Origin of the sequence: Methylomonas rapida, from assembly GCF_024360925.2 — a bacterium.
Lineage (GTDB): Bacteria > Pseudomonadota > Gammaproteobacteria > Methylococcales > Methylomonadaceae > Methylomonas > Methylomonas rapida.
This window is the reverse complement of the sequence record NZ_CP113517.1, coordinates 3,584,530-3,609,632: the sequence shown is the minus strand read 5'-3', so window position 1 is coordinate 3,609,632 and position 25,103 is coordinate 3,584,530. Positions and strand designations below refer to the sequence as shown.

The following is a 25,103-nucleotide window of genomic DNA, read 5'->3' as shown; positions in this document are numbered from 1 at the left end:
AAAAACCTTGACTGTTTAGCATCTGCATGGCGACTATCACCGTTCTGAACGGCCCCAATTTGAATCTCTTAGGTGTGCGGGAGCCGGGTTTGTATGGCAGTAAAACCTTGCAAGATATTCAGGACAGTTTAGAGCAACAGGCTGGCCAACTCGGCCATCGATTGCACTTTTTTCAGAGTAATGCCGAGCATGCGATCATCGAGCAAATCCACCAGGCTTATGCCCAAGGCGTGGATTTCATCATCATCAATCCGGCGGCATTTACCCATACCAGTGTGGCGATTCGCGATGCCTTGCTGGCGACCAAGATTGCATTCATTGAAGTACATCTGTCCAATGTGCATGCCCGCGAGGCGTTCAGACGACATTCCTATTTTTCAGATATAGCCGACGGCGTTATCTGTGGTTTGGGCGCGCGCGGTTACGAACTGGCCTTACAAGCCGCTCATCAGATATTACAAGAGAGAACTCAGAACAATGGATATTAGAAAAATAAAAAAACTCATCGATCTCATCGAGGAATCCGATATTGCTGAGATAGAAATTTCAGAAGGCGAGGAGTCGGTCAGAATCAGCCGTTACAGCTCTTCGGCCGCTCCCGTGCAATACGCGGCGCCCGTTGCCGTCGCCGCGCCGGCTCAAGCTCCGGCCGCGGCCCCCGCTGCGCCCGCCGAAGAGAAAATCAGCGGCCATGTGATCAAGTCGCCGATGGTTGGTACTTTCTATCGTTCGGCTTCACCCGGTTCGGCGCCGTTCGTCGAAGTCGGCCAATCGGTTTCCGCCGGTCAGACGCTGTGCATCATCGAGGCGATGAAAATTCTCAACCAAATCGAGTCCGATAAAAGCGGCAAGATCAAGCAAATTCTGGTCGAGAACGCCCATCCGGTGGAATACGGTCAGCCTTTATTCATCATTGAATAAGCGGCAAGGTGACGACTATGTTCGAAAAAATTGTCATTGCCAACCGGGGCGAGATCGCCTTGCGCGTGTTGCGAGCCTGCCGCGAACTGGGCATTAAAACCGTCGCGGTGTTTTCGGAAGCCGATCGCGACCTGAAGCATGTGCGTCTGGCCGACGAGGCCGTTTGCATAGGTCCGGCGCCCTCCGCGCAGAGTTATTTGAATATCCCTGCGATCATCAGTGCCGCCGAAGTGACCGATGCGCAAGCCATCCATCCGGGGTACGGCTTTTTGTCCGAGAACGCGGATTTCTCCGAGAAAGTCAGTCAAAGCGGTTTCGTGTTCATCGGCCCGAAACCCGAAACCATACGCATGATGGGCGACAAGATCGCGGCGAAAAAAGCCATGATTGCCGCCGGCATTCCCTGTGTGCCGGGTAATGGCGAGCCGTTGGGGGACGACGATCAAGCCAATCTGAAGTTGGGGCGGGAAATCGGTTATCCCGTCATCATCAAGGCCGCCGGTGGCGGTGGCGGACGCGGCATGCGCGTCGTGCATACCGAAGCGGCCTTGCTCAGTTCGATAGAATTGACCAAGGGCGAAGCCGGCGCCGCCTTCGGCAATGCCACGGTGTACATGGAAAAATTCCTGGAAGATCCGCGCCACATCGAATTTCAAGTGCTGGCCGACTCGCACGGCAACGCGATTCACTTGGGCGAGCGTGATTGTTCGATGCAGCGCCGGCATCAGAAAGTCGTCGAGGAAGCGCCGGCACCCGGCATCAGCGAAGAACAGCGCAAGCAAATGGGCGAGCGTTGCGCACAGGCCTGCAAGGAAATCGGCTATTTGGGCGCCGGTACCTTCGAGTTTTTGTATGAAAAAGGTCAGTTCTATTTCATCGAGATGAATACGCGGGTACAGGTCGAGCATCCCGTGACAGAGATGATCACCGGCTTCGACATCGTCAAGGAACAGTTGCGCATCGCAGCCGGCCTGCCGTTGTCGCTCACGCAGGAGCAGGTGCGTTTCACTGGGCACGCGATCGAATGCCGTCTGAACGCGGAAGACCCCAACACCTTCATGCCCAGCCCCGGCACCATCGAGCAGTTTCACATGCCGGGTGGTCCCGGTATCCGTTGCGAAACGCATATCTACAACGGTTACAAAGTGCCACCTTACTATGATTCGATGATAGGAAAATTGATCGCCCACGGCGAAGACCGCGACAGTGCCATCGCCCGCATGCGAACCGCTCTCAGCGAAATGGTGATCGACGGCATCAAGACCAACATTCCCTTGCAACAAAGCATCATGGCCGACTTGGCCTTTGTGACCGGCGGTCAAAACATCCATTACCTGGAAAAGAAACTGGGTATTCATTGAACCTTAGAGAAGGCTGGCGTCGGCTAAGGTGCCGGCCTTCTTTTATCTTTATTAAATTCGAACTATGGCATGGCATCAGCTTTCAGTGGTGACTGACGAGCAAACCGCTCCGGAGTTATCGGATTTTTTCAGTGAATTGGGCGCGGTATCCGTGACTTACAGCGATGCCGAAGACGAACCGGTTTACGAGCCGGCGATCGACCAAACCCAGATCTGGAGCAACACCCGTGTCACGGCCTTGTTTGAGCTGGATGCCGATCCCGATGTCGTGCAAACCCTGGTGGCCAACCAATTCATCGGCCAGCCCTTGCGGCAGTGGCAGGTGGAAGTGATTCAGGATCAAGCCTGGGAGCGCGCCTGGATGGAGCATTTTCAGCCAATGCAATTCGCCGGCAAGTTGTGGGTTTGCCCGAGTGGGCAAGAAGTTCATGAGTCCGGTCAGGTTTGCATGACGCTGGACCCGGGGTTGGCCTTCGGTACCGGCACTCATCCGACCACGGCCTTGTGTCTGGAGTGGCTGGCCGGGCATGATTTAACAGGAAAGGTCATGATCGATTATGGCTGCGGCTCCGGCATACTGGCGGTGGCGGCATTGCTGTTGGGCGCCGAACATGCACACGGCGTCGATATCGATCCCCAGGCTTTGACCGCGACCCAATACAACGCCGAAAAAAATCAGGTGCTAGGGCGTATCAGTTATTGTCTGCCGGAGCAGTTTAGGGTGGCAGACGCCGACGTCGTGGTCGCCAATATTCTCGCCAAACCGTTGATAGAACTTTCGGCAACGATAGCCTCGCTGGTCAGGCCCGGCGGGCAGTTGATTTTGTCCGGTATCTTGAACGAACAGGCGCAAGCCGTCGCTGACGCCTACCGCGCGCAAGGCTTGCGGGTGGCCGAGCCGGTGAGTCAGGAAGATTGGTGCCGTCTGGATGCCGAGAGGCCCGCGTAAGCATGTTCAGCCGTTGCCCGCAGTGCGATGTGCTACAGGAAGTGACGACACAACAATTGCGTGACAGTCGCGGCTTGTTGAAATGCAAGGCCTGCAGGCAGACATTCGATGCATTGCCGACATTATCCGAACGGCCGGATGAGATGATCGAACCGGGCCATGGCATCGGGCCTGCGTTTGAAAAAAACGTCAAAACAGAATCGCTCTGGCTTTGGCGCGGGGCTAGCCTAGCGATGCTTTTGCTGTTGATGGTGCAACTGGCTTATTTCGAAGGTCAAAGATTATATCGATATCCATTGCTTCGGCCGGCTTTAGCTAAGGTTTGCGCGGCGATGGATTGTCGGCTGATCGATACGGCAAATACCACTGACTGGTCGGTATCGCATAGCCAATTACAACCCTATTTGCAGCAGACTCATTTATTGACCGCCGCGTTGACCAATCAGGCTGATGTGGCCCAGGGTTTTCCCAGCCTACAACTCACGTTAACGGATTTTAACGGCCAACCGTTGGAACAACGCTTGTTTGCGCCCCAACAGTACACGCATACCGCGCAGTTGGCGGCAAACCAGACGATGCACATTCGTTTGCCGCTCATCATACCCGCCGAATTTGGCGGTTTTACGCTTACCTTGATTTGATTCCATGCATTATCCCGAGCTGTATTTAAAAAAACACGAAGACAAGCGTCTGCGCCAAGGGCATTTATGGGTTTTCAGCAACGAAGTCGATGGCAAACGCAGTCCGTTGGAGCAGTTCGCCGCCGGTGATCTGGTCATCGTCAACGACAGCGCAGGCAAGGCCCTGGGTGTGGCTTACGTCAATCCGCACGCGCTGATTTGCGCCCGCCTGTTGACGCGAAAACCCAATAGCAGCATCGGCGAAAAGTTTTTCAAGATCCGTCTGAGTCAAGCCTTGGCCTTGCGCGAGCGTTTGTTCGACAAACCGTATTATCGCTTAGTGTTCGGTGAAAGCGACGGCCTGCCGGGCTTGGTCATCGATCGTTACGATACGGTGTTGTCGGTACAGATCACCACGGCCGGCATGGAAGTGCAAAAACCGTTGCTGGTCAAGGCACTGCTGGAATTATTGCAACCGAGTGCCATTCTTTTGAAAAACGACAACAGTCAGCGGCAACTGGAAAATTTGCCGCTGGAGCCTGAACTGGCTTACGGCGAATTGCCGGAACGGTTGTTGATCGAAGAAAACGGCGCGCGGTTTCTGATCAACGTAGCCGAAGGCCAGAAAACCGGCTGGTTTTACGATCATCGCTGTAGCCGGGCCCAGTTTGCCAATTGGTCGAGCGGCCTGAAAGTGTTGGATTTGTTCAGCTATGCCGGCGCATGGGGCATCACGGCGGCAGTGGCTGGCGCGGCGGAAGTGACCTGCGTGGACAGCTCGGAAAGCGCGCTGGCTTTGGCTGCAGAAAGCGCGGCGTTGAACGGTGTGCAGGATAAGATGCAATTCGTGCGTAGCGATGTGTTCGATTATCTGAAGCAAGCCAGAGAACAAAACCTGCATTTCGATGCGATCGTACTCGACCCGCCCGCGCTGATCAAACGCAAGAAAGATTACAAAGCCGGCTATGAGGCTTATCGCCGGCTGAATCATCAGGCGCTGCAAATCCTGGCGAACGAGGGGGTGCTGGTGTCGGCGTCGTGCTCGCATCATTTGAGCCGGGAAGACTTGCACGAGATTTTGCGTGCATCGGGCCGGCATATCGACCGGCATGTGGTGTTTTTTGCCACGGGCGGGCAGGGACCGGATCATCCTGTGTTACCCGCGATGCCGGAAACTGAATATCTGAAAACGTTTTTTTGCGCGGTGTCGGGCCGCATGTAAGCCTATGTCGGAAAATAAAAATTCTCCTTGCGAATTGTGCGGTCAACCGGTAAAAGTGCCGGGGTTTGGCTTGCAGAGCAGTGATGGCGTCAAGGAGTTTTGCTGCGCCGGTTGTTTAAGTATTTTTCAATTGCTCAATCCCGAGCCAAAACCATCTAACCCAAAACCAAAACCTTCTTCAGTGGAGAACATTTCATGAAAGCCTGCGAATCCTGCGCCGATCGCGTCAATATCGGTTGCCATCATAAACAAATGTCCGTCCTTTCGCGCGCGATAGGACTGGTATTTATTTACTTGCCGATACTGACCCTGCCGTTCGTAATCATCAGTGCTTATCTGACCTATTACAGCCTGAAGTTCTGCGGCGCGGAAAACGTCAAGCGCTATAGCGATTTCATTCCCGACCGCGCCAGTCACCGTTATGATTTGAAAACCCAGATCGTCATGAATCCCTCCACCCGTTACAATCTGTCGCAATTGAAACTGTTCTGGATCTTGAATTGCACCTGGTATTGCCCTTACAGCGTGGCCTTGTTCGAATGGCACGCGTATATGGTCAAAGTTGTGGAAAACTGGTGGTGCCCGTTCGGTCACGCGCACAAGCAAAATTACGCCAATGGCGCGATAGACCAATCTTTCTGGCACATCTTCCCCGAAGAAAAAGCCAAGTTGTGCGAAGAGGACAGAAACAATCCGATTTTCACCGTCGACGCGGAAAAACCGCAAGACTAAGACTCTTGCTTCCCTTTGGGAGCTGGTCTTGAAAGCCCTCTCACCTCGCGGGAGGGCTCTTGCAAATGCCAAACAACCCGGTGTTATTTGGCAATAGCTAAAGCTATTGCACTCCCGATCTGCTGTTGGGATGAAAAAGCTTCAGTTTTTTCCCGCAAGGCTTTGGGCCTGAGAAGTGCCTATCACCCCGTCCCTGCTCGCATCAGTTGGTAACAGCCGCGGAAACGAACCTTTCCGGATATTGAAAAAAAACAGCTCGGGCACGCTGACAACTATGCCTTTCAGGCTTTGCTGCAAATTCTGGCCGGAGTCCCAAGGCAGAGCCAGCAGGCCATACAGCGTTTGCCCAAGGGCGACGCTTAAATTCACAGTGCCCAGCAAAGGGCGGGGCCAAACCGCATCTTGAGTGAAAAACAAAAAGGCCGCATCGTTCTTGTTCCCGCGGTAGATAGAAGAAGTCATTACATTGGATTCGCTCAAATCCACCAGCATGTCGGCCTCTGTTTGATAGCGATGTTCGATGGCCAGTTCTCGATAGCTCGGCAGGCGATAGCTGTTCTGCACGCGGTATTGGCTGCCGACTCGATCGAAGGCGGCAAAGGGGATGACGGTCAGCGCCTCCGCGTCGATATATCCGCCCAGCAAGCGTTTGGAGATTTGTGCCGTTGATTCCACTGGTCCGCTAGCGGAGGGGAGGGCGAAGTTTTTGTCCAGGCTGGCGTGGATGACGCGAAATATCTCGGTCACGCAATTGCGTCGCAGCAATTGGTAAGCATACATGGACTGCAATTGGGCCTTATAAGCTACGAAACGGGTGTCGGATGAGCGTTGATGACTTTCCAATTCATTGCCGGATAGCGGCAACGCGACCAAATCCGCATGCGCCTCTAGCGATGGCGTTTCGTCGATGGGAGGCAATAGCAGGGTTTGTTCGTTGCCGGCATTCGCCATTTTCACGGCGATGCCGGCTTTGATTTCCAAGTCGTTATAGTCACGTTCAGCAAGTGTATTGGTCGTGGCGAGCGCTTCGCTCGCACGGATCAGATTGTTGCTCGCGTATTGGCGCATTGATGGCAGGGTGTCCGCATCGATGCGCACGGTCCTGTCGTCGTGCGGGTCATTCACAAAGCGATCCAATATCACCCACTGGCCGCTGTCTATCGATTGCTGCAAGGCGTGCAGGCGAGCCATGCCGACCAACAGTGGATAGCCCCAGTCTTCGCGCTCGCTTTGTATCAATTTCAGCAAATCCATAGCCAGTGTCTGTTTGAAACCGGTCAGGGCAATGATGGCGGGCTCATGCAAACGCAATTCCGCTATCGGCGTGGTCAACAATGTACCTGCGCGAGGCGATAGACTCCATTCCAGGATGTCCAGCGCAGCCAGATTCAATAGCTGGTTTTTATAATGCTGTGCGAAGGAATAGCCGTCAGGCCCGAACCTATCCTCGTCGATGGCTGGCGCCGTGTCCGAAGCCGATGGTTTCAAGGCGATTAATTGCGCGAGAACTCGTTGCCGTTTCTGTTGCAAGAAATTATCGCCATACTCGGCAAGTATGTTTCGTTTTAGTGCTGCAAGTTCAAGGCTTTGACCGGTTTGAACAGGTTTTTCCTGGCCCAGCCGATAATCTTCGACGAAATAGCCCAAGGCTTTCAGGGCTACGTGTTTTTGTGCAGGCTGATTGAGATCGCTTAACAGGCGATAGTCGTCCTGCAAGGCTTTCAGCCAGGCGAATTGTTGGTTTTGCAGTAGCAGCCGGCGTTTGAAGGCGTCGTGCAAGCTGTCGAAAACAGCCTCGTCGACGGTGATGCGATGTCCGGCTATGGTCCGGTTTTCCTGGTAGCCATAGGCAAAGCGAAAAGCCGAAAAGTCACTGCGGAAGAGCCTTAACAATCCCGGTTCCACATGCTGGAAATGAAACACCGCGTCGGCGAACTTGATGGCGGAGTGCCCTCCGCTGGCCTGGCCTTCGTTGGCGTCGACATACAAAAATTCAAAGTCGCGCGCCTGACCCAGCCAGGGGCAGCACAAGGCCAACCCTGCCAGAATCAGCCGCGTCAGCCGGCGAGTAAGCATCGTTTGCGCTGAACCTATTTTTTCAGCCCTTCTTCAATCGCTTGTTTTTTCATCGGGTCGTTGCCGCTCAGGCTTTCGGTAAAGGCGGAAGTTTGTGGTCCGCCCAGTTTGGCTTTTTTCAAGCCACGACCTATGCCGACGTAAGTTTTGAGATCGCTTTCCCAATTGGTGACACCATAATCTTGCGCCAGTTCGCTCACGTGTTGGCGAAATTGTTCCAAAGTGCCAGTTTTTGAGCCGACGAACTCGGTAGTGTAATCAGCCACGTCGTTTTCGTATTGCTCTTGCTTGTCGGCTGACGAATCGGAGCTGGCCGACAGTGGGCTGGAAGCCATGTCGAAAACGCTTTTGGAGCTGTCGGACGAGCTTTCGGAGCTTTTGGAAAACGAGCAGGCGCTTAGCAACATCCCGACGGTCAACAATGCAGGCAAAAATAATGTTCGATGATTGATTGGGTTCATGGTTTGGCTTATATCAGTCTGGAAAGAGGATAAACTCGGAACAATCGGGTCGTCATGATGAGCTAGGCGCGGCTCATTGACCCTAGAAAAATCATTTGGTCCACGAAACGCACGAAAATCACGAAAAGGTGCAATCAGTTATCATCCTGAAGAACTGCGCCGAACAGGTGAATCGATAAGCGTTCATAACGCAATGATTTATTTCGTGTATTTCGTGGGCTACTGATGTTTTTAGGTTGGCCCGAAGTGCATACTATTTTGCTGTGGCATCATACGTCAGTTTTACCAGGGCTACCATAGCCATTTGCTGGTTTCGTCGTCCCGAATGCGCAAGCCTCGAGGTGAGGATCACGCGCAGCAAGCATTGAGGAAAAAATTGCCGATGGAGACTCCGAATGAGCTTGGCGCAGGCGAAAGACGGTAAACATCAATTTGGGCGCTAAACATTGAATAATTTAGAGTTTTTTTGACTAAGTGCCTGTGATGCAGGGACAAAACAGACTTATTCACAAAATCTGTGGATAACTCTGGGGATATGTTGCTATCAACCCTCGCAAAGTGCGGAATTTTAAGGGGCTAGGCTTAGATTGAACAATTATTGATCAGTAGTATAGTTAATAAAAATCAATAACTTATAAAACTTAGAGTCGTTTCAATGATTTGCCGTGTCAAGCGATTTTTTCTAGCAAGCAGAATTTCTGTTATGTGCATATCTTTTGAGTCGACACGTTTTTCTTGCTGGTTTTGGGACGTTGATACTGCGTGGATATACCTGACTCTTGGGTACTTGATTTGATCGATGAATAACCAGTGGAAGGTTGGGTAAATCGCCACTCCGAGTTGCGTTTTGGGCAGTGTGAAATTTGGGTAAAACGAACTCCGAGTTCGCTTTTAGTGAGCGTCATATTTGGGGTGTGACCCTATAAACGATGGTGAACCAATGACAAAAATTTGTGTTGAATCAGAATTGCACGGCCTTTATAAATTAAGCGACAGGCTTTTAATGGCGTGGCTGGCAGTTGAATCGCCCGCAGATAGACGACGACAAACGGCGCTTGAGTTGTTGGCCGAGGCTTCGATGCTGCTATGCAATGCCCTGAAAAACTTAGGCGCTGTTAAGTCTGAATGTGAAAGTTGGCAGGTTTATGACAGGTAGCCGTTTGGAAAATCAAAGAAACAAGGCCGGGTAACACCGGCTTTTTTATTGCCTGTTTTTGTGGTGATTTATTTTGAAGTGCCCCATGAGTGCCCCACGGAGAAAAAGCAGATAATCAATAATCGCCTAACTCATTGATTTCATGGCGTCCCGGAGACGATTCGAACGTCCGACCTGCCCCTTAGGAGGGCGATATTTATAAAAAGCGTCGGCAAGTCTCGACAAATAACAACAATATGAATCAATAGGTTATGCCTATTTTATTGTTGAGCTTTACCGAGAATAAACGATGTTTTTTATAGCCAAGTGCGACAAAATTGCGACAAAGAATTATAATCAAACCCCAGAAACAACGCGGGCTTGATAGTGCTACCAACACCAACAAGCCCTAACCGATTACTTACAAGCAGGGTAAGCAATGGCTGCCGCAAATTATACCGCCATTGTCCCAAGGGGTTTATATGGCAACCATCAAAAAGCGTCTTGCTAAAGACGGCAAACCGCGCTACACGGCGGAAATTCGGCTTAAAGGTTACGAACGACAAACGGCAACCTTTCAACGGCTGACCGATGCTAAAAAATGGATTCAAGACACCGAGTCGGCCATTAGGAACGGCAAACACTTCAAAACCACCCAAGCCAAAAAACACACGTTCGCGGATGCAATCGACCGCTACTTAAGCGACGTGCTACCCGTCAAATTTACCAGCAAGGAACAACGCAACCGGCGGCCTATTTTGGCCTGGTGGCGTGATGAACTTGGGGCGCATGTCATGGCCGACCTTGAAAGCCCGCTATTTGCACAAGCACGGGATAAGCTGCTAAAGAAAACCAACAAAAGCGGCAAGCCGTTTTCGGCGGATTCGATTAAAAAATACTTTGGCGTTATCCAGAATGTTTTGAAGTATTCGGTTAATGAATGGCATTGGCTGGAAGTATCGCCGCTACGGGATCGGCGCGTAGAAATGCCAGAGTTACCAGCGGGCAGGGTGCGATTCTTAGACGATCAAGAACGGGAACGATTGACGGCGGCCTGTAAGGAATCCGCTAACCCCCTACTCTACCCCGCTTTTATCCTTGCTTTGTCTACCGGCATGAGGCAAGGCGAACTCATGAACCTGTATTGGAAAGCTCCAGCCAATCCACCGACCGAAACCGCGTGGGGCGTGGTTCACCTGGATCAAACCGCGATTGTATTGCACAGCACCAAAAACGGCGAACGGCGGCGGGTGCCATTGGTGGGGGTAGCCCTGCAAACGGTGCGGGAACTGTCCAAAGTGCGGCGGCTTGATACTGCACTGGTTTTCCCGTCGGCTGATCCAGATTGCCCGGATAAACCTATCGAGCTTAAGAAAGCATGGGCTACGGCATTAAAACGGGCCGATGTGATTGATTTTCGATGGCACGACATACGCCACACGACCGCAAGCTATTTGGCTATGAACGGCGCAAGCCTTGCAGAAATCGCCGAAATTCTCGGGCATAAAACCTTGCAAATGGTGCGGCGCTATTCGCATTTATCAGATAGCCATGTAAGCAACGTGCTTGCCAGCATGAACGCCAAAATTTTAGGCAGCGGCCATTAACAAGCCGCCAATTTTCTTCATCACCACACGGGATCAAACCATGATGACCTTAGAACTCGACGACGAAACCGCCGGCGTACTGAACGAGCTGGCAACGCAACAACACCTTAGCCCCGCGCAACTGGTCAAAACCGCCCTGATCGAATACCTGGAAGATTGCCAAGACGCCAAACGCGCCGAAGCCGCCTATCAAAGCTATTTGGACGGCGGCAAGGTTTCCCATAGCATACAAGACGTGGTGAAAGCCTTTGACCTGGACAGTTAAGTTATCCGACGACGCCAAGCGGGATTTGCAAAAGCTGGATAAGTCAGTTCAAAAGCGCATCGTCGCCTTTCTGCAAGATCGAATCCTGCCCGCCGACAACCCGCGCAACACTGGAAAAGCCTTGCAAGGCAATTTGTCCGGCCTATGGCGTTACCGCGTGGGCGATTATCGGCTGTTGTGCCGGATTGAAGATGACGAGCTGATTGTGTTGGTTATCGAGATAGGCCACCGGCGGGAGGTTTATCGATGAACGCTAAGATTTTGAGCAGCTCATAGCGATGGAACGGGACTTATTAAGCCCTGTTGAGCTGATTTACGCCATAAAAAATCTTGAAAGCGGCGGATGGAACGACAGCGAAACCATTCAATCAATAACCAGTGCCGCCGAAGAATCGGCAAGAAAGGTTTTAACCCGCGAAGGATACCACCCGCATTTTGAGGAATTTGGCTATATTGCAGATGACCCAGAACTAACCCCCGCAGAAAATAGAAAAATGCGGCTAGAGTTTGAAAGCATGGAATGGGTTAATGAGGCGGGCCACGCAGAGGGACACCCAGACCCAGAAATAGACGCGGCGGCCATTACGATTCTGGAAGCCTCAAGACTTAGGGATTACATTGAGTTTGGGCAGATGGAAAAGGCGGTTATTTCAATGGCTAACATGCTGGCCTGTAGCCTTTTGCATTTAGATCAACGCAAAGACGAATTAACAACAAAGTTAGGGAAATTAACGACAGATTTAAGTAATAGATTCGACGAAATTAAGCCAGATGCCGAGCTAGGAAAATCAACGCGAAAAAATCAACAAGCGTTTGCACAAAAACGAGGCAAACAGCAAACCGAGGAACGAAGCCAAAAATGGGAAAAATGGCAAGAATGCGCCGACATAATAAAAGCCGAAAAAAGCCATATTAAATCTAAATCAGACTTAGCCAGACTGGTAAAACAACGGCTTAAACTGACCGATTCAATAGAAACAATCCGCCACCGTATTAGTTGGTAAGCAGCCTAGGGCTTACCAATTTCAAAAAATCACAATTCACCCTAAGCGGCGTCGGTAAGACGCGGCGAAACCTGTTAAACCATAACAATCAGGGGTGAACATGACACCAAACAACCAAACCGAAACCGCCACGGCAAACGCTACGGCACATCAACCCGAAGCCATGCAAGCGGCATGGCTTTATTCCACTGTTCAGCAATTCAATCAAAAATACCCAGCCTTTCCGGTAGGCACCTTGCGCCACCAGATATTCAATGAAGAAACCAACGGCTTAAAAAAATCCGGCGCAATCGTTCGCAATGGGCGGCGCGTATTGATTAACGAGCCTAAATATTTTGAATGGCTGGAAGCACAAAACGCAAAGGGGCTGCGTAATGAAGCCCGATTTATCAAGATTTTTTCAACAACCACGCATCATAAAAAATTGCAAATCATGCGGCGCACATACCGACCGCGAGGAATTGACAGAGCGCGAGCTTTGCCCAGACTGCGACTATTTCGACAAAGCCGGCAAAATTGCCGAAGCCTACCAAAAGAGGGAGGCCGAGCCATGCCGATAAAATCCGAAACCGTCAAACGTGCGATAAGCCCGGCTGATTATTATCGTGTGGCCTTGCCTGAAATACCGCTAAAGCGGATCGGCTGGAACGATGGCGGCCTTTGCCCGTTTCACACCGACAACGAGCGCGGCTCTTTTCGCGTGAACACCCAAACCGGCGGCTTTAAGTGCTTTGCTTGCGGCGCGGCGGGCGGCGATGTGATCGCGTTCGAGCAAAAGCGGCACGGCCTGACCTTTCCGCAAGCCCTGGAAAAGCTGGCGAAGGAGTGGGGGCTAGAATGACCATTCAACTACCCAAAAACTACAACAACAAGCCCTTGGTTTTTAGCTGGACATATCACGACGCCAGCGGCCAACCGTTGGGCGCGGTGGGCCGGTATCAAGCCGAAGGTGGGAAAAAAGACGTGGTGCCGTTTTTCAAGCGGCACGGTGCCGATTGGATACCTGGGATCGATGCCGACCCCCGGCCATTGTTCGGCCTAGATCGACTGGCGGCGCATGAGAAAACCAAGGCCGTTTTTATTGTCGAGGGCGAACCCTGCGCGGCGGCGCTGCAATCTATCGGCCTTTGTGCCGTTACCAGTCTAGGCGGAGCGCAAGCAGCGAAAAAGGCCGACTGGATACCGCTAAACGGCTTCGGCGCGGCCTATATCCTGCCAGACATTGACGAACCGGGCGAGAAATACGCGGCGGAGGTGGCCGCATGCCTGGCGGCTTTGCCGCAACCGCCCAAGGTTAAAATTGTTCGCTTGCCGGGCCTGGAAAAAGGCGGCGATGCCGTGGACTGGTTGGAAGGCTGGGTAACTGGCTGGGATCGATTTAGCCCCATTGCCGAATGCGAGCGCGAAGCCTTGCGCGAGCAATTGCGGGCCGAAATCGCACACGCCAGCCAAGCCACGCCAGCGGACACAGACAACAAAGCCACGGCCACCCGTGGCACATGGGCCAACCCTGGCGAAATCCGCCCCAAAATCCCGCCCGTTTTTCCGATGACCCCGGAACTAATCCCCGAGCCTTTCCGCGATTGGTTGGCGGATGTTTCCCACCGGATGCAAACCCCGGCGGATTTTCCGGTAATTTCAACCATCGTGATTTTTTCCAGTGTGATCGGTGCTGGATGCGGTATTCGGCCAAAGCAGCGCGACGGCTGGGAGGTAATACCGAATTTATGGGGCGCATGTATCGGGCGGCCTTCGGTCTGTCTGAAATCGCCCAGCATGAAAGAGGCACTAGGCATTTTAGACCGGCTGCAATTTGTCTATGGTGAAATGTTCGAGCGCGAAAAACGATGCGCGGATTTTGAAGGTATGGTGGCCGGCGCGGTACAAAAAGACCTGAAAAGCCGGCTGGATAAAGAGGCCAAAAAAGACACAATGGACAGCCGCGAGCTTGACTTAATGCGGGCGGAATATCTGGAAGCCCTGGAAGCCAGCCAAGAGCAACCGGCGCGGCGCTTATTCAAAACCAACGAAACCACCATTCAAAGCATGACGCTTTTACAAAGCCAGAACCCGCGCGGCTTGCTGGTGTTTAGGGATGAATTAACCGGCCTGCTGGTTAAATGGGATCGGGAAGACGGGGCCGACGAACGCGCGTATTTTTTGGAAGGCTGGAACGGAAACGGCGCTTATGTTGATGTGAAGATTGCCCGAGGCGTTACCGAGGCAAAATCAATCTGTATCAGCCTATTGGGGGGTATCCAGCCCGACAAGCTGAAAGCCTACCTCCATCAAGCCCAAAGCGGCGGCAACGATGGCATGATTCAACGCCTACAGCTTGCCGTGTGGCCGGATGAACCGAAAAACTGGCAACTGATCGACACAGCCCCCAACAAAGAACACAAACAGCGGGCTTTTGTGATTCTACAAAAGCTGGCGGAAATGGACTTTGCCGAACACGGGGCCAGCTATGACCCAGACCACGACGACCGGCCTTATTACCGTTTCGACGAAGCCGGGCAAGCGGTGTTTTTTGAGTGGCTGACCCAATTACAAACCGTGAAGATACCGCGCGAGGAAAACCCGCTTATGGTGGAGCACTTCGGCAAGTTTCGGTCATTGATGCCCAGCTTGGCGCTAATTTTCCACCTGATCGACATTGCCAACGGCACACCGGGCGGGCCGGTCACGGAATCGGCGGCACGGCTGGCGGTGGCGTGGTGCGATTATCTGGAAAGCCACGCGCGGCGCATTTATGCAATGGCCGAAAGCCCGGAACAAGAGGCGGCGGTAAGGCTGGCGGGCAAGATAAAAGCCGGCAACCTGCCGAACCCGTTTACCACCCGCGATATTGACCGCAAAGGCTGGCACGGTTTAGGCAAGGGCGCACCCGTGAAAGAGGCGCTGGAAATCCTGACCTATGAGGGGTGGATTGTAGAGCAACCGCCCGAGCCGCAAGCAGTAGGCCGGCGACCTTTGCCGAGCTTTCACATTAACCCGCTGGTTTTAGGGGGTGGCAATAATGCCGAGATCCGCTAAAACCCCTTGCCGGCATATCGGGTGCCGGGCATTGGTGGATAAGCCGGGCTTTTGCCCGGCGCATCAGCGCCAAACCTACCGAGCGCAGAAACAAACAGCCGGCCACGCCTATCAAGAGCGAAACCGTTTTTACCAGCGTGCCGCCTGGAAGCGATTACGAGAGCAACACCTAAGCCTTGAGCCGCTTTGCCGGGAATGCCGAAAGGCCGGGCGATTGGTGGTAGGCGAAGTGGTGGACCATATCCGCCCCTTTCAATCGCCAGCCGACCCGCTGGCACTGGACGCGGGCAACCTGCAAACCCTTTGCAAGCCTTGCCACAATGCCAAGACCCGAAGCGACACCAACCGTCGCCGCGGGAATTGACCCTGGCGGCCAACATCGAAACGAACCGGCTTAGGCCGGTTTTTTTTGTACCTGCCGACCGCCACGGCAGGCCGTGATCGATGCCGGGCCGTTGGCGGGTACTGTCCATGCAACAACAACCGGGCGGCGATGCCTTGGGCCTTGAGCAAAGTCGGCGGGCCATGTTCAAGCCTGCCACGGGATCGGCGGGCGCTGGTAGAGGTGCCGAAGGTGGCAAGGGGCGTTTTGTCGGTTTAGTCAGTTTTGTCGGCAGGGGGTGGCCCGTGTTTTCGCACGAATGCCCGAGCCTACCGACCGCCACGGCGGGCCGTGATCGATGCCGGGACGTTGGCGGATACTTCCCATGCACCAACACCGAGGCGGCGATGCCTTGGGCCGTGGACAAAGCCGTCGGGCCATTGCCAAGCCTGCCACCGGATCGGCGCGGGTGCAATGGTAGGCCATAGGGGTTTTGTCGGTTTAGTCAGTTTTGTCGGTAGGGGGGGGGCCGTGTTTTCGCACGAATGCCCGAGCCTGCCGACCGCCACGGCAGGCCGTGATCGATGCCGGGCCGTTGGCGGGTACTGTCCATGCAACAACAACCGGGCGGCGATGCCTTGGGCCTTGAGCAAAGTCGGCGGGCCATGTTCAAGCCTGCCACGGGATCGGCGGGCGCTGGTAGAGGTGCCGAAGGTGGCAAGGGGCGTTTTGTCGGTTTAGTCAGTTTTGTCGGCAGGGGGTGGCCCGTGTTTTCGCACGAATGCCCGAGCCTACCGACCGCCACGGCGGGCCGTGATCGATGCCGGGACGTTGGCGGATACTTCCCATGCACCAACACCGAGGCGGCGATGCCTTGGGCCGTGGACAAAGCCGTCGGGCCATTGCCAAGCCTGCCACCGGATCGGCGCGGGTGCAATGGTAGGCCATAGGGGTTTTGTCGGTTTAGTCAGTTTTGTCGGTAGGGGGGGGGGCCGTGTTTTCGCACGAATGCCCGAGCCTGCCGACCGCCACGGCGGGCCGTGATCGATGCCGGGCCGTTGGCGGGTACTGCCCATGCAACAACCAGGCGGCAAGGTGGCTTTTTGCATTTCCAAAAATGAGCTGGCGAAAATTTAGCTGGGGCGAGGCAAAGCGACCCGCAAGCCCTTTACTTTTGACACAACCCACCCCTTTAGCCGGTTCTGTCGGTTCTCTGTATAAATACTATATTAGAATAATATTATATATATTTAATAATAATGCTTTATGGGTTTTTTCTATTTAATTACATAAAGGCATAAGCAAGATTGGGGCGATGCAAAGCGGGCGGCAACCCTTGGACTTTTGACACTCCCCCGGCCTTAAGCCTTGCCAATACCCTACAACCAAGGCAAGGCAATCAAAACGCGCCTGTATTGATTGGCTCTTGCCTGGATAGATAGCCGGATGGCCGGGGTTATCCGGTAGGCGCTGGCTTCGGGATCGATACCCATTAAAAACGGGGGGCACCCCCTACCGACAAAACTGACTAAACCGACAAAAGCCTGATTGCCTGGATAGATAGCCGGATGGCCGGGGTTATCCGGTAGGCGCTGGCTTCGGGATCGATACCCATTAAAAACGGGGGGGCACCCCCTACCGACAAAACTGACTAAACCGACAAAAGCCTGATTGCCTGGATAGATGGCTTATTGATATGGGCTTGTGGTCGATAGCCTGGCGATACCGAACAAAGCCAGCCTTGACAGAATCAACTCATACACTGCACAATAAATACGCCTATCTGACAATAGGCCGGGCGTGGAAACCCGTTTATGCATCGGCGAAAATCGCCACTTTTAGCCAGTGGCTTTTTTATGCCCATCATTCAGCACGGCAAAGGCTGTGCTGTTCATTATGGCGGGATTGTTTGGGCAGTCGAAAGGCTGGCCGCACCGATGCGCGGTATTTCCACCCCATGCAATCCCGCCTCCATCACCGTGGAAAGTGTTGCAGGCGGTTTACTCATGCAAGTATCGGAGGACACCATGACAATCGCATCAACCCCCGCTCAAATCGAGCAACATCAAACCATTGATTTGTTAAAGCACCGGATACCCTGGACGATTGAAGGGGGCGAACCGCGCGGAAGCTTGATTGATACCGTTATTCCCCCAATAAATCGAGCCAAAGCAATTGTGGAATTATTGGAAATAGCAGCCGAAACCAGGAGCGCGGATTGTATGATGGAAATATTACGCGGTGCCGGGCAAGCTATTAGATTGGAGCTGGACGACGCCACAGCCTTTTTAAATCGTTATTTAGAGATCGAACACCAAAGCAAGCAGGTGGTACAGAACGAACAAAGTTTGAAGGACATGATGAGTATCCAAGGTGCTTTGCTGGTAGGAGGTGCGAAGTGATTTGCTCAACTCAAACAGCATTGATCGAGTTATTCAATACCGCAAAACACAACCTAACAAGCAAACAACTAAACTTCTTTGGGAACCTGCTTTTACATGCCGACGAAGAAGCCCAAAGCCTTGCCGACACGCTATTAGTCTTGGCACGCGCTGATGCCCACAACTCGACAACGAGCGATGAAATACGGGGTATTTTGAATGGCATGGCGTACAAGGCCGGAACCATTGCCTCATTGGTGCAAATCGGTATCGAGGCCAAGGAGATGGCCGAAGAGCGCAAGGAAGAACCGAAATAGATAAAGCAAATCAAAAAAGCAGGGTAACACCGGCTTTATTAGCAGGGCAATCGCGCTATGTTGCAGATGTTCCGAAGAGTAATTTAAAGCGATAGTTATCGTTCAAACATGCTCGCAACTTGCGGCGCTTCAAGCTGTCTTTAGTAGGTCCGTTATTTCGTAGTAAATTGAGTGCCATCCGTCGCATCAACGCCAAGTTTTCGGCGGAATGATCTGTTCTGGCGCGATTCGCATCTTCGCCAAACTGCACATCCAGCACCCAGTGCTGGGAATTTTCTATCGCCCAATGCTGCCGTACCCCTTCGGCAAAGCGCTGCAAATCCGTAAACGAACACAAATAGTAGCGACACTCAACCGAGGTCTTGTCACCGAGGGTGCGAATCGATTCAACCCGACCAATGGCTTGTAGCCCGGCCCAGTCAGGTTTTTGCGTCAACCACGCAATCTCGCTACTCAAACTGTAACGGCGTATTTCCAGGCGACCGTGATCTTTGTCGATGGTTTCGTAGACAGGTAAGCGGCCGTTGGCATTTTCAGTATCCAGCCACAACTTGACATCCTCGCAAAGGTTCGGATGATTATCCTTCAGTGCCAACACGTAATCCGCTTGCGCCGTAACGATGGTTTCCGCAATGGCTTTTTGACACCCCATGGCATCGATCGAGATCAGGGCTCCTTTGATGTCCAACATCGACAATAAATCGGGGATCGCCGTGATTTCGTTAGTCTTCTCATCCACCGCCTGTTGCGCCAACACCCAACGCGCTTCAGCCGCAAAGGCGCTCATCAAATGCACGGCCTTATCCCCTTCGCGGCTGCCGCGCAAGGTCTTGCCGTCCAAACAGACTTGCTGTCCTGAAAGGCTTGGCAATGCCGCCTGCACCCAACGTTGAAAGGTCTCGGCAAACGCTTGGGGATTCAGGCGGCCCAAGACATTACTCAGGGTATCGTGCGAGGGAATTCCATTCGGTAATTCCAAAAAGGTCCGCAGCCAATCTTCTTTTTCTTCGGCAAACTCTTCCATGCCGACCCAATCCTCGATGCCGCTCAATACTGCGCATAAGACGATCATCACGATATCCGTGAGTTTGTGGAGTTTGTTTTTGCCCTCTCGCCGCGGGTCTGTGAGGTCAGCAAAATAGGGGGTTGGATCTGGGAGCATCTGGGATATTAGGCAAAATCGCTATACTAAACCCCTTGCCCGTGCAAGTGCTACAAAGCGCGATTGCCCTGGCTTTATTAGGCGATGGCTTGCCTTATTCGTTCTCTGAGTATGGGGTAATCTAAGCGGGTGTTTTTAGCGTGGAACATTTTGCAAAAAAAACATGGTGCGGGATTACTAATCCCGCGTCTTGAATTCTGCAGGCCAATAAAATCAAGCACTGCGGAGCGTGAAACATTAAATCTGATGCAATTTGATGCATTGATATAAAAAACGTCGGTTTTTCTCGGTAAAACTCGACAGTAAAAAAACCATAAAAATATAAAAAGCCGGCTGCCTTGATGGTTTGCCGGCTTTTTTGTTGCTGTTTGTTGGGGGGGGGGTTATTTTGAAGTGCGACAAAATTGCGACATTGCCAAAGCTTGCTAAATCTAAAATCACATTAAGTCATTGATTTTCATGGCGTCCCGGAGACGATTCGAACGTCCGACCTGCCCCTTAGGAGGGGGCTGCTCTATCCTGCTGAGCTACCGGGACTTTGTGGTGCCGAATTTTAACACATGCATGGGCTAAGCCTTTTGTTTTCTGATTTCGACCCTTTCTAGCGAGGTAATGAAATAGGAAAGTTTAGTTTGGCTCTTGTTCGAGAGGTTTTCGAAAAAACCGCCGATTTGGACTTTCGACGAATTTAATGAGGGTTGCTTTACAAAGCGAACTGACAGGTCAAAATTCATCAGATATTCGTCAAAGCTGATTTGGCAGTTTTTAATGCGATCGCCGCGCTGAATACGTGCCCGGTTTACCGGCAGGTCAATTCCGGCGCCGCCTCGGGACAGGTCGAATAAATAACCGTTGACCGAAATACCGGTGCGTTCGGAAACCCCGCTGAAGGCGATGTCGATCGAGCTGATTTCTATGCGGGGCGAGCGTCTACGTTGCGGATAAAAAACGCGCTGAGGAAGCGCGGCTTTGTAGTAAGTGATGCCTCGTGAGTAGCCTACTTCAATTTCGGTTAGATTGAAGGTTAAATGAATGCCTTTGTGAAAGGTCGATAATTTTAAGGACTTGACGTTTTGCAGGTGGGCATTGCCTTCAATGGGGGTTAATTCATCCAGGATGATGAGATTTTTATCGGGTTTGATGCCTAAAACCGATGAATTGTATTCTTCCGGCGCGCCATCGATTTGGATCGTGCAAAGGGGGGAGCTGACTTCTATTTCCGATAATAAGCCAATGATCTTATCGGAGTCGGTAATGAAGTTGGGGTTTTCAAAGATGGATAGCTCATCCTTGCCTTCTTCAGCTTGGTTTGTTTCTTCTCGATTGAAAAAACGCTTGAATTTATCGAACATCTCGGGCCGGATAAACTGTTTCACACGTTATTCAGTCTACACCGAAATCAGGGTGTGGGAAAACAGTACGCTGCGAGTTGTACCATCCGGGCCATAGGTGGCGGTCAGTTGGGATTTGCCTCTCAATACCTGCAGGCAGCGCTGGGTATGGCGGCTGAGTAAATCGATACTGGCGCCATTTTGCTCGTTCAATGCGCGGCATTTTTTACATAGGGCTTCAATGTCCAGCCAGCATTGTAATGAGCTTGCGATATTGATGTCGGCGGCCTTGGCTTTAGCCAGGTAGCTCATGACGCCTTCCTGGCTAGTCAGGAGTTTTTCGGTTGCAAGAACCTGTCCCAGCTGTTTGGAAAACTGCTCTAGTTGCGCTACCACTTCTCTTTTATTGGCGGCCAAAGTAGACAGGGCGGTCGGGTCGGTTTTTTGTTTCAGTTGCTCGTATTCGCTGTTCAGCAATTGAAACAACTGTTGCGTCGACTTAAGGCCGCTCGCCAGTAGTTTTTCGGTAATGGGATACGTTTTTTCTATCATGGGATTATGTCGTATTCGGTAAATTAAAATCCAATTGCATCATCTTGCTTGCGATTCGCTCCGGATTTATCGCATAGCTGCCAGAACTCAGCGCTACTTTGATCTCGTTCACTTTGGCTTCATCCACGATAGGGGTGGATGAGGCGGTGCGTTCGATGGTCTTCAGATTAACGGTGTCATCGCTCGAAACAGTGTGGCTCGGCTGATTTTGGTTATCGATCGTGCTTTTGCTGGCGACTTTGGGCTGTGCAACAGCGCTGGTAACATTGCCTGTGTTAACGGATTGAATGGCCATGACGGGCTTCCTGTGAAGATTTTTCGTATGATTGATAGCGGCAGCATGATCTGATCCTTTAATTCGCGTTAGAAATTGACGGTTACCACGCCCGGATTCAGCACCGTTGCCTGAATCACCCGCTGGGACGTGGCGTTTTTTACACTGATTTGCTGTCCTTTAATGCCATCCATCATGGCCACTCCCATCGTGCTAATCAATAACCCCGCCTTGCCTGATTGAATATTGACGCGTTCACCGCGTTTTACCAGGGTTGGTTCTGAATAATGCATGCGATTGAGCACGCTGCCTGTCGGAGTAAAGCGCGTGGCTTGTTTGTCGAGTACGTCGTCTGGATTGACGATGTAGCCTTGTTGCAGGGTCGCTATGTCCCGTCTTTCGGTTTTCAGGTGTGCCGGCGTTATACGCTCGCCCCTGTTCAGTTGTTTGGCCAGTACTAGTACATCCTTGAATGATTTGACCAATACCGTGCTGTAGATGGTCCAGCTGTTCGTGCCGTTGCAGCGAATGCCGACCGTGTTTCGCCCCGGTTTTATCTCGCTCGATTGGGCGAAGAACTCCAGGTCTTGATCGCATTCCGGCAGTTGCAAGCGATCGTCGATCTGCGCGCTGCTGATCTGATACTGTCCACTGGGTTCCAGCGATGACTGCACAAAACTGTTCACGCCGTCTTGAACGAGCTGCAAGGACTGGGTCGAAGCAGCCCAGCTTAATTGACTCGTCATCAGTAATAAACAGAGGAAGTTGGTTGTTTTCATGGCAGGTGTCGATTCGTTGACTCTGACTGCTTTAAAGCAGGACGCGTGCCAGAAAATTACTCAAGTATGTTGGGGCAAAGCCGCTATAATCGTTCGTGCATTTTTTACAGGGGAGACGTATGGGTGGAGTCTTAGACGGGGTTGATCAGCGTACCAAGTTGGCCGGCCACAATCGCTTTGAATTATTGCTATTCAAACTCGGCCGCAGGCAACGCTTCGGGATCAACGTTTTTAAAGTGCAGGAAGTGATTCAGTGTCCTCCCTTGACCCAAATTCCCAATTCACACTATGTCATACGCGGTGTGGCCCATTTGCGCGGTAAAACCATTCCAGTGCTGGATTTGTCGATGGCGATTGGCATGCGGCCCTTGTCCAGCGAAGAGGGTGGGTATGTCATTGTGACCGAATATAATCGTTCCATTCAAGGATTCCTGGTGGCGTCGGTCGATCGCATCATCAACATTGGCTGGGAGCAGGTCAAGGCACCGCCCACGGGGGCCGGCAGGGAGAGTTACTTGACTGCTGTGACCGATGTCGATGGCGAATTGATCGAGGTGATCGATGTAGAAAAGGTCATGAAGGAAGTCATCGGTGGACGGGAAGAGGCGGCGGCAGAAACCATCGATCAGGAAGTTTCCGGCATGAATGATCATGTCTTGATCGTGGACGATTCGTCAGTTGCGCGCAATCAAATCAAAAGGGTGTGCGAGCAAATCGGGCTTGATTGCACGGTATTAAAGGACGGCTTGGAAGCCTGGGAACATTTGTCGCAATTGGTTGCGGACGGTGTCAGAATTCAGGATCGCTACGCGATGATCATTTCCGATGTGGAAATGCCGCGCATGGATGGGTACACCTTGGCCACCAAAATCAAATCCGATCCGGCGATGCGCGATATTTACCTGATTTTGCATACTTCGTTGAGCGGTGTATTTAATACCGCCATGGTGCAAAAAGTGGGGGCGAATGAATTTCTGGCAAAGTTTGATCCTGATTCATTACTGACGGCCATCCAGAAACAGCTCAAGCAGCATCATGGCTTTAATTGATTGGCGCCAAGCCAATGATTGTTGCCCGCTCGGGGATGTCATTCCTTGTTGAAAAAAGTTAAAGCGTTTTCATTCCTGTCGTCTTCAAGCGTGCAATGGTGTTAGGAATAAACATGAAATAACCTATTCAAGTATTCGGTGTAGGTGCGGATTTATCCGCACAGTGCGAATGAATTCGTACCTACCATTGCCGAATAAACCAGCGGCCATTGTATTTTCACACTAACGCTGATGAAGGCTCGGCGTCGCTCCTACAATGACTTTCAGAGTAACGCTCATGAAGGCTGGGCATCACCCCGGCAAATGAAAATAGTCTTCAGGGTAAGGTTGCTTGCCGGACAGGCCGCCGTGAATACATCCATGTTGGCTCGACGGCGGCATCCTTGCCGCCGACGCCTGTCCAACAAGCAACCGCACCCTCACATTTTGCTACTTTCAGAGTAATAGCCGGGCAAAGTCATTGTTCGACTGCCTTCATCTTTCGCTTCGTCAGAAATTTGACGATTTCCTTAAGAGGGAGTCGTAAAAGTCCGCTCTCCCTGCGGGATAAGGGGGTGTTTTGTCTTTTACGACATCACCCTTGGGCGGAAATTTTTTGCCGCCTTGCCGTAAACGCGCGTTTTTGACACTGGCGCGGCAATTCAAAATCCCCATCCTTATGATATTTCAATAATAAATTGTATTGGCATGAGTGCTGCTTTATTGTGGAAAACAGGAGGGCGCAATCATGGCAATTAATTTCGATAACGCTTTAGGCATACATCCACAAGCACTCGCGTTGCGGGAAAAACGCGCCGAAACACTGGCGGCTAATTTGGCGAACGTCGATACACCAGATTACAAGGCTCGCGATTTGGATTTCAAAGCGGTTTTGTCTCAAACCCTGGCGTCAAATACCCGTTTGGAACGTACCCAGGCGGGCCATATCGGAGGCCAAAGCACCGTGCTGGGCGCGGATTTGCTCTACCGCAATCCGCAGCAGCCTTCTCTGGACGGCAATACGGTCGAAGCGCATATCGAACAGGCCAAATACGCGGAAAACGCCGTGCAGTATCAGGCTAGTTTGCGTTTCATCAATAGCAAGTTTTCGGGGCTGATGACGGCCTTGCGCGGAGAATAACCATGCCTTCGATGAATATATTCAATATTGCCGGCAGCGGCATGAATGCGGAAAACCTCAGGCTCAATCTGGTCGCCAGTAACATTTCCAATGCCAATAGCATTAGCAGCAGCATCGATGAGGTTTACAAATCCCGGCAACCCGTATTTGCGGCCGAATTGAAAAACATCATGGATAAAAATCATGCAGCCGGTGGCGTCAACGTGCTGGGTGTCGTCGAAAGCCAGGCCCCGCCCGTCATGGAATACGCGCCGAACCATCCGATGGCGGATGAGTTGGGTTACATCTATAAGCCCAACGTCAATACCGTCGAGGAAATGGCGAACATGATGTCGGCCTCGCGCGCTTACGAAAACAACGTCGAAGTGCTGAATACCGCCAAGAACCTGATTCTGCAGACTTTGAAAATGGGACAGTGAGGATAAGC

General features: G+C 52.1%; 29 protein-coding genes and 1 tRNA gene. 22 read left to right on the top strand and 8 right to left on the bottom strand.

Annotation, left to right across the window (positions count from 1 at the left end; genetic code table 11):
- Nucleotides 1-26: 26 nt before the first annotated feature.
- The 7 genes from aroQ to NM686_RS16955 all read left to right on the top strand — a co-directional run bounded on the left by aroQ (nt 27) and on the right by NM686_RS16955 (nt 5,805).
- The gene (gene aroQ, locus NM686_RS16985; protein ID WP_255189039.1) at nt 27-488 is read left to right on the top strand and encodes a type II 3-dehydroquinate dehydratase; all 462 of its coding nucleotides are present in this window, start codon (nt 27-29) and stop codon (nt 486-488) included.
- Entirely contained in the window at nt 478-921 is a 444-nt protein-coding gene (accB, locus tag NM686_RS16980) for an acetyl-CoA carboxylase biotin carboxyl carrier protein (protein WP_255189038.1), read from the top strand. Before aroQ ends, accB begins: the two co-directional genes overlap by 11 nt.
- Nucleotides 922-938: 17 nt before the next feature.
- A complete protein-coding gene (gene accC / locus NM686_RS16975) occupies nt 939-2,282 on the top strand; it encodes an acetyl-CoA carboxylase biotin carboxylase subunit (RefSeq protein ID WP_255189037.1) in 1,344 nt (447 codons plus the stop codon).
- A 64-nt stretch (nt 2,283-2,346) separates the two neighbouring features.
- Nucleotides 2,347-3,231 (top strand): 50S ribosomal protein L11 methyltransferase, encoded by an 885-nt coding sequence (prmA, locus tag NM686_RS16970; protein WP_255189036.1) that lies wholly within the window; start codon nt 2,347-2,349, stop codon nt 3,229-3,231.
- Between the two features lie 2 nt (nt 3,232-3,233).
- Nucleotides 3,234-3,872 (top strand): zinc-ribbon and DUF3426 domain-containing protein, encoded by a 639-nt coding sequence (locus tag NM686_RS16965; RefSeq protein WP_255189035.1) that lies wholly within the window; start codon nt 3,234-3,236, stop codon nt 3,870-3,872.
- A gap of 4 nt (nt 3,873-3,876) precedes the next feature.
- Entirely contained in the window at nt 3,877-5,073 is a 1,197-nt protein-coding gene (locus NM686_RS16960; RefSeq protein ID WP_255189034.1) for a class I SAM-dependent rRNA methyltransferase, read from the top strand.
- 195 nt (nt 5,074-5,268) lie between these two features.
- Nucleotides 5,269-5,805, top strand: a complete 537-nt coding sequence (locus NM686_RS16955; protein WP_255189032.1) for a hypothetical protein — start codon at nt 5,269-5,271, stop codon at nt 5,803-5,805.
- A gap of 141 nt (nt 5,806-5,946) precedes the next feature.
- Here NM686_RS16955 and NM686_RS16950 read toward each other — a convergent pair whose 3' ends face one another.
- Both NM686_RS16950 and NM686_RS16945 read right to left on the bottom strand, forming a co-directional pair.
- Nucleotides 5,947-7,881: a hypothetical protein gene (locus tag NM686_RS16950; protein ID WP_255189031.1), complete on the bottom strand. Its 1,935-nt coding sequence runs from the start codon at nt 7,879-7,881 to the stop codon at nt 5,947-5,949.
- A 14-nt stretch (nt 7,882-7,895) separates the two neighbouring features.
- Nucleotides 7,896-8,342, bottom strand: coding sequence for a putative lipoprotein (locus NM686_RS16945; protein WP_255189030.1), 447 nt, complete (start codon nt 8,340-8,342; stop codon nt 7,896-7,898).
- A 940-nt stretch (nt 8,343-9,282) separates the two neighbouring features.
- Between NM686_RS16945 and NM686_RS16940 the strand changes: the two genes are divergently transcribed.
- The 12 genes from NM686_RS16940 to NM686_RS16885 all read left to right on the top strand — a co-directional run bounded on the left by NM686_RS16940 (nt 9,283) and on the right by NM686_RS16885 (nt 18,409).
- A complete protein-coding gene (locus tag NM686_RS16940) occupies nt 9,283-9,498 on the top strand; it encodes a hypothetical protein (protein WP_255189029.1) in 216 nt (71 codons plus the stop codon).
- Nucleotides 9,499-9,959: 461 nt separating this feature from the next.
- Nucleotides 9,960-11,084 (top strand): site-specific integrase, encoded by a 1,125-nt coding sequence (locus tag NM686_RS16935; protein WP_255189028.1) that lies wholly within the window; start codon nt 9,960-9,962, stop codon nt 11,082-11,084.
- 40 nt (nt 11,085-11,124) lie between these two features.
- A complete protein-coding gene (locus NM686_RS16930; protein WP_255189027.1) occupies nt 11,125-11,349 on the top strand; it encodes a DUF6290 family protein in 225 nt (74 codons plus the stop codon).
- Nucleotides 11,333-11,599, top strand: a complete 267-nt coding sequence (locus NM686_RS16925; RefSeq protein ID WP_255189026.1) for a type II toxin-antitoxin system RelE family toxin — start codon at nt 11,333-11,335, stop codon at nt 11,597-11,599. The genes NM686_RS16930 and NM686_RS16925 overlap by 17 nt, the downstream gene beginning before the upstream one ends.
- A 28-nt stretch (nt 11,600-11,627) precedes the next feature.
- The gene (locus NM686_RS16920) at nt 11,628-12,353 is read left to right on the top strand and encodes a hypothetical protein (RefSeq protein WP_255189025.1); all 726 of its coding nucleotides are present in this window, start codon (nt 11,628-11,630) and stop codon (nt 12,351-12,353) included.
- A gap of 100 nt (nt 12,354-12,453) precedes the next feature.
- Nucleotides 12,454-13,194 carry a CHC2 zinc finger domain-containing protein gene (locus NM686_RS16915; protein ID WP_269021870.1) on the top strand — a complete coding sequence of 247 codons (741 nt, stop codon included), beginning with the start codon at nt 12,454-12,456 and terminating at the stop codon, nt 13,192-13,194.
- On the top strand, nt 13,191-15,389 hold the full coding sequence (locus NM686_RS16910; RefSeq protein ID WP_255189023.1) for a DUF3987 domain-containing protein: 2,199 nt from the start codon (nt 13,191-13,193) through the stop codon (nt 15,387-15,389). Before NM686_RS16915 ends, NM686_RS16910 begins: the two co-directional genes overlap by 4 nt.
- Entirely contained in the window at nt 15,373-15,753 is a 381-nt protein-coding gene (locus NM686_RS16905) for an HNH endonuclease signature motif containing protein (RefSeq protein WP_255189022.1), read from the top strand. Before NM686_RS16910 ends, NM686_RS16905 begins: the two co-directional genes overlap by 17 nt.
- 107 nt (nt 15,754-15,860) lie before the next feature.
- Entirely contained in the window at nt 15,861-16,199 is a 339-nt protein-coding gene (locus NM686_RS16900; RefSeq protein WP_255189021.1) for a hypothetical protein, read from the top strand.
- A gap of 123 nt (nt 16,200-16,322) precedes the next feature.
- Nucleotides 16,323-16,661 carry a hypothetical protein gene (locus tag NM686_RS16895; RefSeq protein WP_255189021.1) on the top strand — a complete coding sequence of 113 codons (339 nt, stop codon included), beginning with the start codon at nt 16,323-16,325 and terminating at the stop codon, nt 16,659-16,661.
- A gap of 864 nt (nt 16,662-17,525) precedes the next feature.
- On the top strand, nt 17,526-18,113 hold the full coding sequence (locus NM686_RS16890) for a hypothetical protein (protein WP_255189020.1): 588 nt from the start codon (nt 17,526-17,528) through the stop codon (nt 18,111-18,113).
- Nucleotides 18,110-18,409, top strand: coding sequence for a hypothetical protein (locus NM686_RS16885; RefSeq protein ID WP_255189019.1), 300 nt, complete (start codon nt 18,110-18,112; stop codon nt 18,407-18,409). Before NM686_RS16890 ends, NM686_RS16885 begins: the two co-directional genes overlap by 4 nt.
- 55 nt (nt 18,410-18,464) lie before the next feature.
- On the opposite strand, the gene NM686_RS16880 is transcribed toward NM686_RS16885, so the two are convergent.
- The 6 genes from NM686_RS16880 to flgA form a co-directional block, all read right to left on the bottom strand.
- A complete protein-coding gene (locus tag NM686_RS16880; RefSeq protein ID WP_255189018.1) occupies nt 18,465-19,571 on the bottom strand; it encodes an ISAs1 family transposase in 1,107 nt (368 codons plus the stop codon).
- 460 nt (nt 19,572-20,031) lie between these two features.
- Nucleotides 20,032-20,108: transfer RNA gene (locus tag NM686_RS16875), tRNA-Arg, on the bottom strand.
- Between the two features lie 32 nt (nt 20,109-20,140).
- Nucleotides 20,141-20,947 (bottom strand): flagellar brake protein, encoded by an 807-nt coding sequence (locus NM686_RS16870; RefSeq protein ID WP_255189017.1) that lies wholly within the window; start codon nt 20,945-20,947, stop codon nt 20,141-20,143.
- Between the two features lie 12 nt (nt 20,948-20,959).
- Nucleotides 20,960-21,454, bottom strand: coding sequence for a flagella synthesis protein FlgN (locus tag NM686_RS16865; protein ID WP_255189016.1), 495 nt, complete (start codon nt 21,452-21,454; stop codon nt 20,960-20,962).
- Nucleotides 21,455-21,458: 4 nt separating this feature from the next.
- Complete coding sequence (gene flgM, locus NM686_RS16860; RefSeq protein WP_255189015.1) at nt 21,459-21,749, bottom strand: flagellar biosynthesis anti-sigma factor FlgM; 291 nt, start codon at nt 21,747-21,749, stop codon at nt 21,459-21,461.
- Between the two features lie 68 nt (nt 21,750-21,817).
- Nucleotides 21,818-22,507 carry a flagellar basal body P-ring formation chaperone FlgA gene (flgA, locus tag NM686_RS16855; RefSeq protein WP_255189014.1) on the bottom strand — a complete coding sequence of 230 codons (690 nt, stop codon included), beginning with the start codon at nt 22,505-22,507 and terminating at the stop codon, nt 21,818-21,820.
- A 119-nt stretch (nt 22,508-22,626) separates the two neighbouring features.
- On the opposite strand from flgA, the gene NM686_RS16850 reads away from it, so the two are divergent.
- The 3 genes from NM686_RS16850 (at nt 22,627) to flgC (ending at nt 25,095) form a co-directional block, all read left to right on the top strand.
- A complete protein-coding gene (locus NM686_RS16850) occupies nt 22,627-23,556 on the top strand; it encodes a chemotaxis protein CheV (RefSeq protein ID WP_255189013.1) in 930 nt (309 codons plus the stop codon).
- Between the two features lie 727 nt (nt 23,557-24,283).
- Nucleotides 24,284-24,676, top strand: a complete 393-nt coding sequence (gene flgB / locus NM686_RS16845; protein ID WP_255189012.1) for a flagellar basal body rod protein FlgB — start codon at nt 24,284-24,286, stop codon at nt 24,674-24,676.
- Nucleotides 24,677-24,678: 2 nt separating this feature from the next.
- Nucleotides 24,679-25,095 carry a flagellar basal body rod protein FlgC gene (gene flgC, locus NM686_RS16840; RefSeq protein ID WP_255189011.1) on the top strand — a complete coding sequence of 139 codons (417 nt, stop codon included), beginning with the start codon at nt 24,679-24,681 and terminating at the stop codon, nt 25,093-25,095.
- Nucleotides 25,096-25,103 lie beyond the last annotated feature (8 nt).